The 14,047-nt window shown below is 37.3% G+C and carries 12 protein-coding genes and 1 pseudogene; 11 read left to right on the top strand and 2 right to left on the bottom strand.

The genetic code is table 11. The features are described from left to right. Positions 1-19: 19 nt before the first annotated feature. The 3 genes and pseudogenes from GKZ87_20640 to GKZ87_20630 all read left to right on the top strand — a co-directional run bounded on the left by GKZ87_20640 (position 20) and on the right by GKZ87_20630 (position 3,593). A complete protein-coding gene (locus GKZ87_20640; protein QSI27737.1) occupies positions 20-1,864 on the top strand; it encodes a PRD domain-containing protein in 1,845 nt (614 codons plus the stop codon). A 14-nt stretch (positions 1,865-1,878) separates the two neighbouring features. Then, complete coding sequence (locus GKZ87_20635; GenBank protein QSI27736.1) at positions 1,879-3,318, top strand: family 1 glycosylhydrolase; 1,440 nt, start codon at positions 1,879-1,881, stop codon at positions 3,316-3,318. 25 nt (positions 3,319-3,343) lie between these two features. Beyond that, positions 3,344-3,593: pseudogene (locus GKZ87_20630) on the top strand (galactitol-1-phosphate 5-dehydrogenase). A 276-nt stretch (positions 3,594-3,869) separates the two neighbouring features. Here GKZ87_20630 and GKZ87_20625 read toward each other — a convergent pair. Then, positions 3,870-4,277 carry a PTS mannose transporter subunit IIA gene (locus tag GKZ87_20625; protein QSI27735.1) on the bottom strand — a complete coding sequence of 136 codons (408 nt, stop codon included), beginning with the start codon at positions 4,275-4,277 and terminating at the stop codon, positions 3,870-3,872. Continuing rightward, entirely contained in the window at positions 4,274-7,054 is a 2,781-nt protein-coding gene (locus tag GKZ87_20620) for a PRD domain-containing protein (protein QSI27734.1), read from the bottom strand. The genes GKZ87_20625 and GKZ87_20620 overlap by 4 nt, the downstream gene beginning before the upstream one ends. A 371-nt stretch (positions 7,055-7,425) precedes the next feature. Between GKZ87_20620 and GKZ87_20615 the strand changes: the two genes are divergently transcribed. The 8 genes from GKZ87_20615 to GKZ87_20580 all read left to right on the top strand — a co-directional run bounded on the left by GKZ87_20615 (position 7,426) and on the right by GKZ87_20580 (position 13,788). Beyond that, positions 7,426-7,920, top strand: coding sequence for a PTS mannose/fructose/sorbose transporter subunit IIB (locus GKZ87_20615; protein QSI27733.1), 495 nt, complete (start codon positions 7,426-7,428; stop codon positions 7,918-7,920). Next, positions 7,917-8,687, top strand: a complete 771-nt coding sequence (locus tag GKZ87_20610; GenBank protein QSI27732.1) for a PTS sugar transporter — start codon at positions 7,917-7,919, stop codon at positions 8,685-8,687. Before GKZ87_20615 ends, GKZ87_20610 begins: the two co-directional genes overlap by 4 nt. After that, positions 8,674-9,510: a PTS mannose transporter subunit IID gene (locus tag GKZ87_20605; GenBank protein QSI27731.1), complete on the top strand. Its 837-nt coding sequence runs from the start codon at positions 8,674-8,676 to the stop codon at positions 9,508-9,510. Before GKZ87_20610 ends, GKZ87_20605 begins: the two co-directional genes overlap by 14 nt. 62 nt (positions 9,511-9,572) lie before the next feature. Beyond that, the gene (locus GKZ87_20600) at positions 9,573-10,220 is read left to right on the top strand and encodes a 3-hexulose-6-phosphate synthase (GenBank protein QSI27730.1); all 648 of its coding nucleotides are present in this window, start codon (positions 9,573-9,575) and stop codon (positions 10,218-10,220) included. After that, positions 10,204-10,740, top strand: a complete 537-nt coding sequence (hxlB, locus tag GKZ87_20595; GenBank protein ID QSI27729.1) for a 6-phospho-3-hexuloisomerase — start codon at positions 10,204-10,206, stop codon at positions 10,738-10,740. The genes GKZ87_20600 and hxlB overlap by 17 nt, the downstream gene beginning before the upstream one ends. Before the next feature lie 4 nt (positions 10,741-10,744). Then, positions 10,745-11,497, top strand: a complete 753-nt coding sequence (locus GKZ87_20590) for a glucose-6-phosphate isomerase (GenBank protein QSI27728.1) — start codon at positions 10,745-10,747, stop codon at positions 11,495-11,497. Next, positions 11,494-12,699, top strand: a complete 1,206-nt coding sequence (locus tag GKZ87_20585; protein ID QSI27727.1) for an iron-containing alcohol dehydrogenase — start codon at positions 11,494-11,496, stop codon at positions 12,697-12,699. Before GKZ87_20590 ends, GKZ87_20585 begins: the two co-directional genes overlap by 4 nt. A 339-nt stretch (positions 12,700-13,038) precedes the next feature. Further along, positions 13,039-13,788, top strand: coding sequence for a GNAT family N-acetyltransferase (locus GKZ87_20580; protein QSI27726.1), 750 nt, complete (start codon positions 13,039-13,041; stop codon positions 13,786-13,788). Positions 13,789-14,047: the final 259 nt, after the last annotated feature.

Below are 14,047 nucleotides of genomic sequence, written 5' to 3'. Positions count from 1 at the left end.
TTAGAAAGGATGAGATATCGTGGAGATCAATGTGTCAAAGAGGCAAAAGAAAATTATTGATATACTATTGAAGGAATCCGAATTTTGCACAGCAGCTACTCTTGCAGGTATCATAGAGGTCAGCGAGAAAACGATACATGGAGAAATAGCAGAAATCAATAGAAAAACAGGCTCTGCCACGATATCCTCTATGAAAGGGAAGGGCTATGTAATTATTGATAAGAATACCTGTCTTAATCAGAACTATTGTATTACAGATGAGGGAAAAAGAGATATAAAGATATTAAAAGAAATTCTTTTCAATGAACATGTTGATTATTACGAGCTGGCAGATAAATTTTATATCAGCCCTTCAACACTGAATAAGGAAATAAGCGGTATAAATAAACAAATACAGAAGGAATTCCAAAATCTTAAAATTACAAGAAAGCAGAACTGTCTGTTTCTGAATTGTGATGAAATTGAAAAAAGGAAGGTTCTGACATATTTTCTATTGGAAGAAAGTGAGCATCAGCGTTTTGATGTAGCAGTACTTGATCAATGCTTTGATACCATAGATGTAAATTTGTTATCCGCCATACTCATGGACTTTATTCATGCAAGAAATTTAACGATATCTGACTTTAAAATGTTTTCTATCCTGTTGCATATGCTTATGTATCTCAGTAATTCATCCTACATCAGTAACATCTCACAAAGCATATTGGACTGTGATGAAGAAGTAAGAGCATTGTTGGAGACTATATCAAATCGGATGAATACAACCTTTACAAGAGAAGGAATTCAGCAGATAGAGAAGCTTTTTCAGCAAGGAAATGCAGAGCATCAGGATTATGCACATATTATGATGTTTTTAACAGAGGTATTGAAAGAAATCTATGATATTTACAGTATAAATTTTAATGAAAATCAAGACTTAAAAGAAAATCTTACGTTACATCTTCTTAATCTGAAAGAACGATGCCAGTCTGGTATGCTTATAAAGAACCCACTGTTATCCCAGTTGAAACAGAATTTTGTTCTTGTGTATGATATTGCAGCATATATTGGAATTCGTTTTCAGGAGCAAACAAGCTACGATCTTGATGAAAATGAAATCAGCTTCATTGCATTACACATAATGAATGGTATCAAAAGCATAAAGACTTCGATTGTAAGGATTGCATTGATCAATCCTTATGGAAATTCTGTTACGCATATGATTACACAGTATATGAATGCGATACCGGATATTGAAATGATCGGCTGCTTTTCCATGTTTGATTTTAAAACAATTTATGCTGAAAAGCCGGATATCATTTTAACGATGGTTTCATTAAATGAACAGATGGGTATTCCTGTATATAAGCTGGATAACTATCTTCAACAGAAAGAATATGAGAAAATCGAGCAGATTGTAAAGAGCGTGCGGGTTAAGAAATCCTATGAGAATATTATGATACATAATTACTTTACGGAAGATTTGTTCTGTATTCCAGCTTCACTACATTCAAAGGATGAAGCAATCACATATCTGTGTAATCTGTTAGAAAAAAACGGATATGTGGATGCAGCATTTAAGAAACATATATATGAGAGAGAAGCGATTGCTCCAACCTGTTTCGGAGCAAGATATGCAATTCCTCATACAACAAAAAAGATTGCAAAGAAGAATGGTATTGCTGTTGCTTTACTAAAGGAACCAATCATATGGGATGGCTTTGAAGTAGACGTCGTTTTGATGTTTGCTCTGCATAAGAGCTTTGATCAGGTACCAAAGCTGTATGATCTCATCCTCAGTGTGTTTGATGATGAAGCAAGGTTCCAGGATTTGCTGGAATGTGACAGCTACCAATCATTTATTAAAAAAATACATATTACATAAGAAGGAGACTTATAATGAAAGTAAATAAACAATTTCCTAAGGGCTTTTTATGGGGAGGTGCTACCAGTGCCTATCAGTTTGAGGGTGCGTGGAATGAAGATGGAAAGGGAATCAGTATTGTAGATATACTGCCGCATGGGACAAGAGAAGCTGTACCGGAAAAGCATGAAGTGCTTCCTAATGTGTTTTATCCGTCACATCACGGCATTGATTTCTATCATACATATAAAGAGGATATTAAGCTGTTTAAGGAGCTGGGAATGAATTGCTTCCGAATGTCAATTGCATGGACAAGGATTTATCCGACAGGGGAGGAAGAACAGCCAAATGAAAAAGGACTACAGCATTATGATGATGTGATTGATGAATTATTAAAGAATGGAATTGAGCCTTTAATTACGATTTCTCATGATGAAATGCCTTTACATCTTGTGGATGCATATGGTGGCTGGAGAAATCGAAAATTGATCGATTTCTATTTGAAATTTGCTATTACTTTGTTTGATCGTTATAAAGAAAAGGTTAAATATTGGATAACCTTTAACGAACTAAATTTTGCCAGTGTCCTTCCATGGCATGCGGCAGGTCTTACCTTTGAGGACGGCGATAATCGGGAACAGATTATGTTTCAGGCTGGACATCATCAAATGGTTGCCAGTGCATTGGCGGTGAAGGCTGCACATGATAGGAATCCGGATATGAAGATTGGGTGTATGATTAACGGGGTGCCAAGCTATGCATATACGTGTAAACCGGAGGATGTTATGGAAAGTATCGAAGCGAATCATGAAATTTTCTTATATACAGATGTTTCGATAAGAGGAGCCTATCCATCTTATGCGGCTCGTTTCTTTTCAGAGAAGGGTGTTGAGATTAACATGGAGCCGGAAGATGCAAAAATACTTGCTGAGGGCTGTGTAGATTTCTGTTCACTCAGTTATTATTATTCAAGAGTAACTCCGCTGAATCCGGATCACCTAACCAATCTGACAGAGGATGAGAGAATGCTGGGGCTGTTGCGAAATCCACATCTCATATCCAGTGACTGGGGTTGGGTAATTGATCCTGTCGGACTTCGTATTATTCTGAATCAGCTGTATGAACGCTATCAAATCCCACTTATGATTGTAGAAAACGGTATCGGTGCGCATGATGAGCTCATTGATGGCAAGGTACATGATTCTTATCGCATTGATTACTTTAAAAAGCATCTTATTCAACTGAAGGAGGCAATTCAGGACGGTGTGGAGCTTATGGGATATACCTCCTGGGGATGTATTGATATTACTGCTGCAAGTACAGGACAGATGAGTAAACGATATGGGTTTATATATGTGGATATCAATGATGATGGCAGTGGTTCAGGGAAGCGATTTAAAAAGGACTCTTTTTACTGGTATAAACGTGTATTGGAATCAAATGGAGAGGAAGGTCTGGAAACAGAAAGTGATTGATATATTCAAAGCTTAGGGCAGCACTGGCAAGCCTGTGAAAAGCGTAGTATTAAAAGAGAGCATTTTATGCAGATTTGAAATCACGGAAATTCAAACGATTCCCGCATAATGCATGGGATATTTCCCTGGATGCATTGGATAAAGGGATTATTCAGACAGAGGCGATTATATCGCATAGGTTCCCGTTATCAAAAACAAGAGAAGCAGTGGATTTAATGGCAGAGAAGAAGGAGTTCTTTTATAAGATTCTGATTGTGCCGGAACTGAATGACTAATACCCTGCATGGCTCTGTATAATCCTTGCCTTACATTCATCCTAATCCATAAATACAGAGCTGTGCAGTTATATAGCAGCTATTAGACATGAAAACCCAAAGTTATTCATATAAAAATAAGCCGTTTGATTGCAGTAATCAGGCGGCCTTTTTTATATATGTTTAAAGTATTTGAATACTCCTTTATAAAATATGAGGGATGATTTTAAACAATAATCCGGTATCTTGCTTATCGTAGTATAATAGCAGTGCTTCCTAACTCTTTTCTAAGCAGATTTAAAATTCTTCTGTTATTACATTTTGCAAAGAGATTTGATTACAGAATTTTATATACTGATCATTTTGCTTAAGTATATCATTTAACATGCTGTACGTATCCTGCTGTTCTCTGCATATGATTTCCAGCAAAATCGGAAGATTGATTCCGGCTATCAGATAAAAGCCGGGGCGTTGTAAATATTGCATAAAGCAATTATTTACACTTCCACCATATAAATCCGTACATACAATCAATTCCTCACCCTCATGACGTTTCATTAAATTGGATATATCATTCACAATATTACCTTTTTTCGTATATGCGCAATAAGTTTCAATGTGATTTTGTTTTCCTGCGATAATTTGGAGTGTATCAAGCAATCCCTCTGCAAAATGACCATGACTTGCCAGAATAATAGTTTTCATTCTGTATCCCCTTTCCCTTCCATATTGGAATAAATATAGCGGTATATATAGGCTATTTCGATTTCAGGTATCTGCACATTATAGTGGTTCGCAAGTTCCCGGAAGCATTCCTGAAATATATCAATAAAGACCTGATGATGTCTCTGAAAAGTATCTAAATCGTCATATATCTCTGTTTTCTGTTTTGTTACTAAGCGTTCAATCAGACAACTTATGTGAATGTAAAGGCCAACGATGATTTTATAATCAAAAGTTACTTCCAGCGCTTTCTGCAAATCTGCTACCCCTTCCTCAACAAAATCGAGCAGCTTTACAGGATTCAGAATTGTTAAAAAATTCATGATATTTTCCAACGAGAAATTCTTTAACAGATTTTTGTTAAAAATCTCAATCTCCTTCTCATTTAAGTAGGCTCCTAATAAATGATTCAGAATCTGTACATTTTCAAAGGTTACGATGTCCTCTAGTGATATAAACGGTATATCCCGTATGTTGAGATCAATGGAGCCAAGAATAAATATAACATCGTAAATTTCAAATATATGGGTTTGTTCACGATTCCGTTCCAATTCCGCAAAATCAATGTTTAGGATATGTATATTGAGCTTATGTGGAAGACTGTTGATAAAAAGCTGCATCACTCTTTGTGTTGAAGCTGTGCCTGTCTCCGATGTAAATAAAATTGCTTCTTCTTTTTTCCTATGACCATAAAACTGACAGGTGATTGCAGTTTTATTATTCATATATTGCAGAATATCCTTAAGATTTTCACCAGCCTGAATTTTTTCGCCTGTTTCAAGGGCTATTTTGGTAGAAATATTATCAATAACACCGATATTGCTATTGAATAACTCGGCTAACTGTTCTCCGATTTGCTCCAGGGAACCCATATCAACCAGGAGAATAATATTTTTCCCTGTGTAAGTGCTGTTCAAAAAATTTTTTAGGCGAAACAGGATTTGTTCAAATGAGGTATTGACCGGCATATCAAAGGCTTCAAAAATGTGGCTTCCCAGCATTCTATTACAAGCATCTGCTACAGAGCTTGCTGTCGAATATCCATGAGATATAATAATACCGGTAATTGAACGATAGTGATTTCCACGATTGAAAAAATTTATGTTTAAGATAATGAAAAACAGATTCATATCATCGATAGCTATATCTAATGTTTTCATAATCATATGACGCAATTCTCTGGCTATCTGATATTCCTTTTCATAATATTGTTCACACAAATCTAATAGCCTTTGAATTTTCTGATTACGCATTTCCCACGTATCGAGTATGGTTGTAACGGTTGTCAGTGTCGTGATAATACGAGCCAGAATGAAGGAAAAGCTGGCAGATAAAAGCAAATCATATTTATGGATGAATTCATCTATTATGGAAACAAGAACCTGCTCCATTGAGCTTATACGGCTATTGGCATATCTTTTTTCAAATACCAGATAATCATAATATGTATTCATCTCATGAATACAGGCCTCAAAAAAGTCATCGATTGCTAAGCTATGGTCAAGATATTGATCATATATTTGCAATACATTCTGAAAATATTTTTGGATACGGTAAATAGTATCATCCTGTTGGAATTTCGATATATCTATCATATGCGGTTCTTCCATCAGTGCATCCTCATAGCGTGTTGCTATCAAAACAAAATCAGGGAGATGATATTGATAAACATTCATTACATCACCTTCTGCCTCCATGGATGCATTGACACATAACGCCTTGATAGTATTTTGCAGCTGTTCAATATTATCAGGAAAATGAAAATTCATAAGTGTTTGCAAAACATGGTCGTTTACCATGATTTTTTTCTTAATCTTACGGCTTTCCATTCGAAAGAAATGATAGATCAATTCCCTTTTATCATCACTGAAGCGTTCATCTAAGGCAGGAATCTGACAAACGATGGGAATATAATGAAACAGCTCACTTTCAAAAATCGTTGAGCCTTTTTCACTTGTGGAAAAAATTAAATGTGTTTTTGATGCACGCTCTTTATCACTGCCGAAAGGAATAAAAGTGCCCTGCTGAATATATTTACAAAGCATTTTCTGGCAAGACAAGCTAAGCAGCTCAGCATGATGTATAAATAGTAGACCGTTTTTTAGTCTGTCAAGCAAGCCTTCATTTAGATGGGAAGATTTCTCCTTTTCGTTTTCTGACTTTGAACTGCTATAATAGCCAAAGATTCTTTTTAAATCATATGACTGGTTTGTCTTATTTATATTAGCTGTGCAGTCATAAATGAAAAAACCTGATTGACCATTAAAAACACCTGTCTCTTTTCCGTAATCGTAAAGAAGTGAGCCCAGATAACGCTTTCCACAACCCTTTTCTCCGCGTAATAGAATAGGTATCCCGTTTTCTGCATACTGAATGGCAGATTTACATTGCTGTATACAGTGAGATAGCGATGTTTTCGCTCCAATCATTCTTGAAAAATGATTTCTATCCGTCCGTGCTTCTTTCAGCATTTGATGAAATTCATCTATATCTTCAAATTGATATTGTGTTATGGAAATATCAAAATATGCTTCTATGGTTTCTTTATGAAGAAAGAAAACAGGTCTTGATATAATTTTAATCAGCTTTTCCTCATTTGTTAGATCATTCAGATACTGGGAAGCCAGTGATCTGGAGATAGATAGATCTTCACAGACACTTGCGGCACTGCATGAAAGCTTTTCCTGTATACAGAATTGTTCAGTCTGCATTGTGACATACAATATAATTTTTTCTTTTGTCTTCAATGTGTCTGACATAGGAGCTCCTCCTTTTATTTTGCATGTTCATTATAACGGTAATAGCCAATTGATAGGATACTGGCGGAAAACATGCTTGTTTTTCAACAGTATGGTTTGCTTCTTCAACACAGATACCGGTAAATGTATGGATTTGTCGAGTTTTTATTTAATTGCACAGAATTACACATAATAAAAGTTTTATTTTTTTTATAAACTGTTAAAACCTTTTAAATTTCATGTCCCAGTATATGAAAAGCTCAACAGTATCATAAAATATTTTTTCAATCCTTATGTTTTGAAGATAAATATTCTGTGTAGTGTGGAAACATTGGTGTCATTTCCCTGCATTTTATTTTCTGTTGGTACAATGCAGATAGATCCAAGGAATCATGATAAGGGAGGTGATAGATATGATTGAAATGCTGCGTTTGGATTTTCGGCTGATTCACGGACAAACAGGTGTTTATTGGACTGCTAAGCTTGGTTGTGACTGTATATTGATTGTCAGTGATACCCTGCTTCAGGATCCGATCCGGCTGGCTACAGTAAAGCTGAGTAAACCGGCAGGAGTGAAATTGGTTATTAAGAATGTTGAGGATGCCATACATGCCATAAATAGTGGAATTACGGACAAATATCATATGTTTATTCTCACAGAAAAATTAACCTATGCCAGAAGACTGATGAAAGGATGCAATATTCGTAAATTGAATCTGGGAGGAATCATGCCCACAGAAACATCAAATTATAAACTGAACGATGCCGTTTATTGTACACCGGATGAAATCGAATCGCTGAGGGAAATGATGAAAGAGGGATATTATATATACCTGCAGCAGGTGCCTTCAGAGAATGAAGTTCCCTTATCAAATGTATTAAAGTGAAAGGAGAAAATTTTATGTTATTACAGGCAATATTGGTGGGACTTATCGCCGCTTGGGGGCAGGTAGATGCAGCAGTAGGCAGCTTGTATACGGATCGTCCGATTTTTACAGGGCTTTTAGTAGGCCTTGCTTTGGGGGATATTCAAACGGGAGTTATAGTTGGGGCAACATTGGAATTGTTTTTTATGGGGGCGATATCCATGGGAAGCTATATTCCTCCTGATTCTTTAGTTGGAGGGGTACTTGCGACAGCCTTTGCGATAAGTGGAGATCTGGGAATCAAGGCAGCTTTGGCTCTTGCAATGCCGATTGCATTGATTTCACTTGGAATTAAACAGGTCATTTATATGATTGTTACTGCAATGTGTTCCTATGCGGATACCTTTGCAAAAGCCGGTAATGAAAAAGGAGTTATAGCAATTCATTTTGGCGCAACAGCCTTGAAAGCGATAAATTCCTTTGTGTGGGTTTTTCTAGCATTTTATTTCGGGGCTGATGCAGTTACGGGTGCAATATCTGCTTTACCTCAATTTATTCTTGACGGAATGTCAATAGCGGGAGGTATTCTGCCTGCTTTGGGATTTGCTATGCTGCTGAATATGGTTTTCAGTCGAAAAACATTACCATATTATTTCCTGGGCTTTGTTTTATCAGCATATATCGGTATGCCTATTATAGGTATCCTGATTATAGGTGCTATTATCATTGCCGCAACGATTGATTGGAATATGAAAGATAAGGAGGAATTGGCAGATGAAACGTTCTGATACAAAGCAGTATTTGCTGAATGATAAAGATTTACGGACACTTGTCTGGCGTTCATTACCTCTGGAGGCATCCTGGCATTATGAAAGACAGCAGCATCTTGGTTTTGCATTCATGATGATGTCTGCGCTTAGAAAAATATATAAGGATCAGCCTGATAAATACCGTGAAGCATTACAGCGGCATGTAAGAGAGTTTTATAACACCTCTCCGCAGGCAACACCATTTATTGCTGGTCTTGTCTGTTCCATGGAAGAGGAAAATGCAAAGAATGATTCCTTTGATACATCCGCAATCAGTGCAATAAAAGCAGCTTTAATAGGGCCTGCTGCCGGAATATTTGATGCGATATTCCTTAGTACGCTTCGTATTTTAGGAGTGGCAATCGGTACAGGGTTTTGCTTACAGGGAAATCCAGTCGGTGTTTTGATTTATTTCCTAATGTATAATGTTCCGGCGTTTATCTGCCGGTTTGGGGGAGTGAAGATAGGATATCATACAGGAGCAAATTTTATAGCCAGACTGGAGAGCAGTGGGCTGATGGAGAAATTCCGTTATGCGGCAAGCTTAATAGCAATGATGGCTTTTGGAAGTATGACAAAGGACTATGTATATATAAACTTTGCTCTTTCTTTTGGACCGGAAAAGTCGGCGACTACTCTTCAAAGTATATTGGATGGTGTTATGCCAGGTCTTGCAGGGCTTGCTGTTGTATGGCTTTACTGGTATTTTATCACGAAGAAGAAAATAGGCATCATGCTTCTGCTCTTATTAACGATTGTTTTGTGTATTGGACTGGCATACTTTAAAATTCTGTCCGCTTAAATACGAATAGCTACTGATTTATTAAATGCTTTTGTGAGTAATATGCAGGCGCTAGCTGAAAGATGGAGGTTACTATGAAATTACAAATTGCAATGGATTTTGATGATATGGAAAAAGCACTTTCTGTTCTGCGTGAAACAGCCGATAAAGTTGATATTATCGAATGTGGAACTGATATGCTTATACGCTTTGGGATAGAAGCGGTCAGCAGGCTTAAAAACTTATATCCGGATAAATTGGTTTTATGCGATCAAAAGATCATGGATGGGGGATATTATTTCGGGTGTATGGCCGCCAATTTTGGGGCTGATATATTTACGGTTCTTGGCGCTGCAGGAAATGATACCATTCAGGGAGCTATTCAGGCAGCGAAGGAAAGACATATTAAGGTTCTGGTTGATATGTGTAATGTTGATAACTATCTTGAGCGTGCGAAGGATGTAATCGCATGGGGTGCGGATTATGTTTGTGTTCACACACCGACAGATGAGCAACAGAAAGTCAGTTATCATAAGAGAATAGGTGAAATTTCTGCACAGATAGGAAAAGAGCATTGTGCAGTTGCTGGAGGTATCAATCCTGATAAATGTGTATATTTAAAGCAGATTCAACCGGAAATTGTAATTGTTGGAAGCTATATAACAGGCTCTGATGATCCTAAAAAATCTATTGAGCAAATTCGGGAGGTATTGTATGACGAGGCTTTATAATGAAATCACAGACAATCTGGCATTGATTCTGAATGCAATTTCAGAAGAAGAAATAAACAAACTGATAGAGGCTATATGCAGTGCGAATAGAATTTATTGCGCAGGCTGTGGCAGGAGCGGCTTAATGATGAAAGCATTTGCTATGCGCCTTATGCACCTTGGACTGACATCATATGTGGTACAGGAAACTGTTACACCCTCTATACGGGAAGGCGATCTGCTAATAATCGGTTCCGGATCAGGAATGACATCCTCCATGGTACGAATTGCTGAACGGGCTAAAAAAGAATATCATGCAAATGTTGCAGTTTTAACAGCAAATACAGAATCCAGGCTATCTGATGCAGCGGATATAACACTTTGTATTCCCGTTGATAAAGTGGAAAAGAGTGTACAGCCTGGAGGAAACTTGTTTGAACAAAGCCTTCTGATATGTACGGATGGCATTATTATCCGGATAATGAATAACTTAAACATTAAAGAGGCTGTGATGGATTATAATCACACAAATCTGGAGTGAGCCTATGCTGTGGAATTTTAATGAAAATACATTGATGTCACAGTTCAATGATGAAGATGGTACACTCTTATTACAGAATAATATCAAGCCCCGGTATCATGGGGTAAGATATATGAAGACCATGCGTAGCTTATTTGAAAATACAGCGCATATAGGTGATGATCAGCCTTTGTATTACACATATGGCGGTATCTGTAGGGATGAAGATCAGGTACTGTTCCAGAAGTACGGTATTACATATGAATATTCCATATTATTGCCAGCCTTACTGCACGGGGAATGTATGAAAACACATGGACATATCCATGCTGAAAATCCCGATAATCATACAAGGAGAGTGGAGGCCTTTGAGATTCTTCATGGACAGGGATGCTTTCAATTATTCAGGAACCATAAAGATTATTGGGAAGTAATTCTGATACATATGAAAAAGGGAGACCGTGTTCTAGTACCAAATGATTATTATCATTTATCTATCAACACAGGAAACGTTCCCTTCATATTTGCTGATTTAATCAAAGAGGATGTAGAATGCAGCTATGAAGATATCGCACAGCGTAAGGGAGCGCCTTTATATCTGTTTTCTGACGGTAAGCTGCTGTATAGAAAACGAAATGATAATTGGAATAAAGAATCTTTGCATATATATGAAGTATATGCAGATGATGTACCGTGGAGCTCAGCCTTGGAAACAGATATTTATATGCAGTTCAAAAAAGATGCAGGTGCCATGCAGCTGCTTCTGGGAAAGGAATGAAGGAAATGAAGGATTTCAGTTGCTATTCTCCCGTGGAATTGGTGATGGAAAAACATGCTCAGAGAAGAGTAGGGGAATATATAAAAAAATATGGAGGTCATAAGGTACTGATTCATCATGATGATGCCATACATATTACGGGTATATATGAAGAAGTGCTCCAGTCTATCAGAGCTGCCGGATTGGATTTTATCGAAGCAGGAGGTGTTGTTCCAAATCCTAAATTATCATTGGTAAATGATATAATTGAAATATGTAGAAATGAACAGATAGATTTTATACTGGCAGTTGGAGGCGGAAGCGTAATAGATTCTTCAAAAGCAATCGCCATGGGCTGCGTAAATAATCAGAAGGTTGAAGATATCATATTTCATGACAAACCGGTAAAGGGAGCATTGCCTATAGGTACCATTGTGACATTAGCAGGCACTGCTTCAGAGATATCAGGATGTTGTGTGATAACAAGGGATTCAGATCTTAAAAAAAGGGATTTTTCAGATTCATGTCTTTACCCGAAATTTTCTTTATTAAATCCTCTCTTAACGAAAACGCTCTCTCCATATCAGACCGCATGCGGTATTGCTGATACACTTTCTCATTACCTTGAACAGTATTTTACAGTTGATCAGTGTTCCGATATGACTGATTGTCTACTGGAAGCCGGTATGAAAAATATAATGAGGTATGGAAGAAAAACAATACAGGAGCCTGATAATTATAATAACCGGTCGGAAGTCATGTGGAGTGCAACCATGGCGCAGCATCCGATCATGGAGACAGGAAGACAGGCGGACTGGTCGAGCCATTTTATATCCTATGATCTTACTGTATTCTATCACCTGCCGCATGGTGCCGCTTTGGCAGTTGTGTTGCCTGCGTGGATGAAGTATGTTCTACCTCAGGCAGAAGCCCGGTTCGCAAGACTTGGAAAAGCAATCTTCCTTATTTCTGACAATACACCTTCCAGACAGGCTGCAGATATGTGTATTGAGAATTTAGAGGCCTTCTTTCATGATATAGGTTTAAAAACGAAGCTGTCTGAACTCAATATCGAAAATGACAAATTTCATGAAATGGCAGTGAGATCTGTTGATCAGCCGGCATTTGTTACTGCGAAACCTGGAGTCCTGGGGGAATTTGTACCTCTTAATGCTGAGGATGTAGAGAAAATATATCATTTGGCATATGATTCTTCAAAATAATCATAAGATGAGAGCTCATATACTATTTGAATAAATAGGCTCTGAGCTCTTCTTTTCTTTTTTATTAAGACTTTGAATTATCGTTCACTAAATTTATCCTATATTCCTATAGATGAAATATAGTCGTTTTCTATAAAATAACGTATATAACAAGTGAAATCAAGAATTTATGTCTCTTTTGTTTATAATTATATTGTCAAGATGCGAGGAGAACATATAAATTTCGTATAACAGCCCATAAGCTTCATAATGAGAATTTTTACAAAGGCAAGAATTTTGACTGAGAAATCCTTTGTAGCTGTAGTATAATATGAAAAAGAAAGCAAAGAGGACATACTGATGGATGAATTTATCAATCTTACGGAAGAAAATCTTGAAGAAGAGCATTTATGCTGCATCATACGAAGCAGAAAGCCCCATGCAGGAATTACTGCAAAGAAGGACTGGCTTTCCAAGCGTTTAAAGGAAGGTCATGTTTTTAGAAAGCTGCAGGTTAAGGGAACGGTATTTATTGAATATGCACCCTTGGAAACAGCCTGGGTTCCTGTAACCGGGCATAATTATTATTACATTTACTGTTTATGGGTATCTGGTGAATGGAAGGGGAAGGGCTATGGAAAAAAGCTGATGGAATACTGCATTGCTGATGCCAAAGCAAAGGGAAAGTCCGGCATCTGTCTGCTTGGAGCGAAAAAACAGAAGGCATGGCTTACAGACCAGACCTTCGCAAAGCAATTCGGCTTTCAGAAGGTGGATGAAACTGACAGCGGCTATGAGCTGCTGGCGCTTTCCTTTGATGGCACACTGCCGGGCTTTGCCGCATCTGTAAAGGAGCAGCACATAGAAAATCAGGAGCTGACAATTTACTATGATATGCAATGTCCCTATGTTTTAAAAAATATAGATATCATAAAACAGTATTGTGAAGAAAAGGCTGTTCCTGTAACCTTTCATTGCGTAGATACGCTGGAAAAGGCAAAAGAGCTGCCCTGCGTCTTTAATAACTGGGCCGTATGCTATAAGGGTAAATTTGAAACCGTCAATTTGCTGCTGGATGTGAACAGCCTGCAACGGATATTGAAAAAATAACCGCATACAAAACAAATGTGAAATGCTATAACAAAATGAATATGCTGCATACGCATAAGCACAGTATCCGTGATAGGTAGCTGTGCTTTTATGTTTTAAGCCCTTTGCTGATAAACTGATTCATAATATGATAGTGGCATATAAAATGCTGGTATTAAAAAACATCTGTTATTTCATACAGTGACAAGCAGCTGAGAAAATTTACCAGATTATTAAAGATGGTGGGAAAAATATGATAAATCCTGCTTATGTATACTTT

This window comes from Erysipelotrichaceae bacterium 66202529, assembly GCA_017161075.1.
Classification (GTDB): Bacteria; Bacillota_I; Bacilli_A; order Erysipelotrichales; family Erysipelotrichaceae; genus Clostridium_AQ.
The sequence above is the reverse complement of the archived record's forward strand: the minus strand, read 5'-3'. Positions and strand labels throughout refer to the sequence as shown.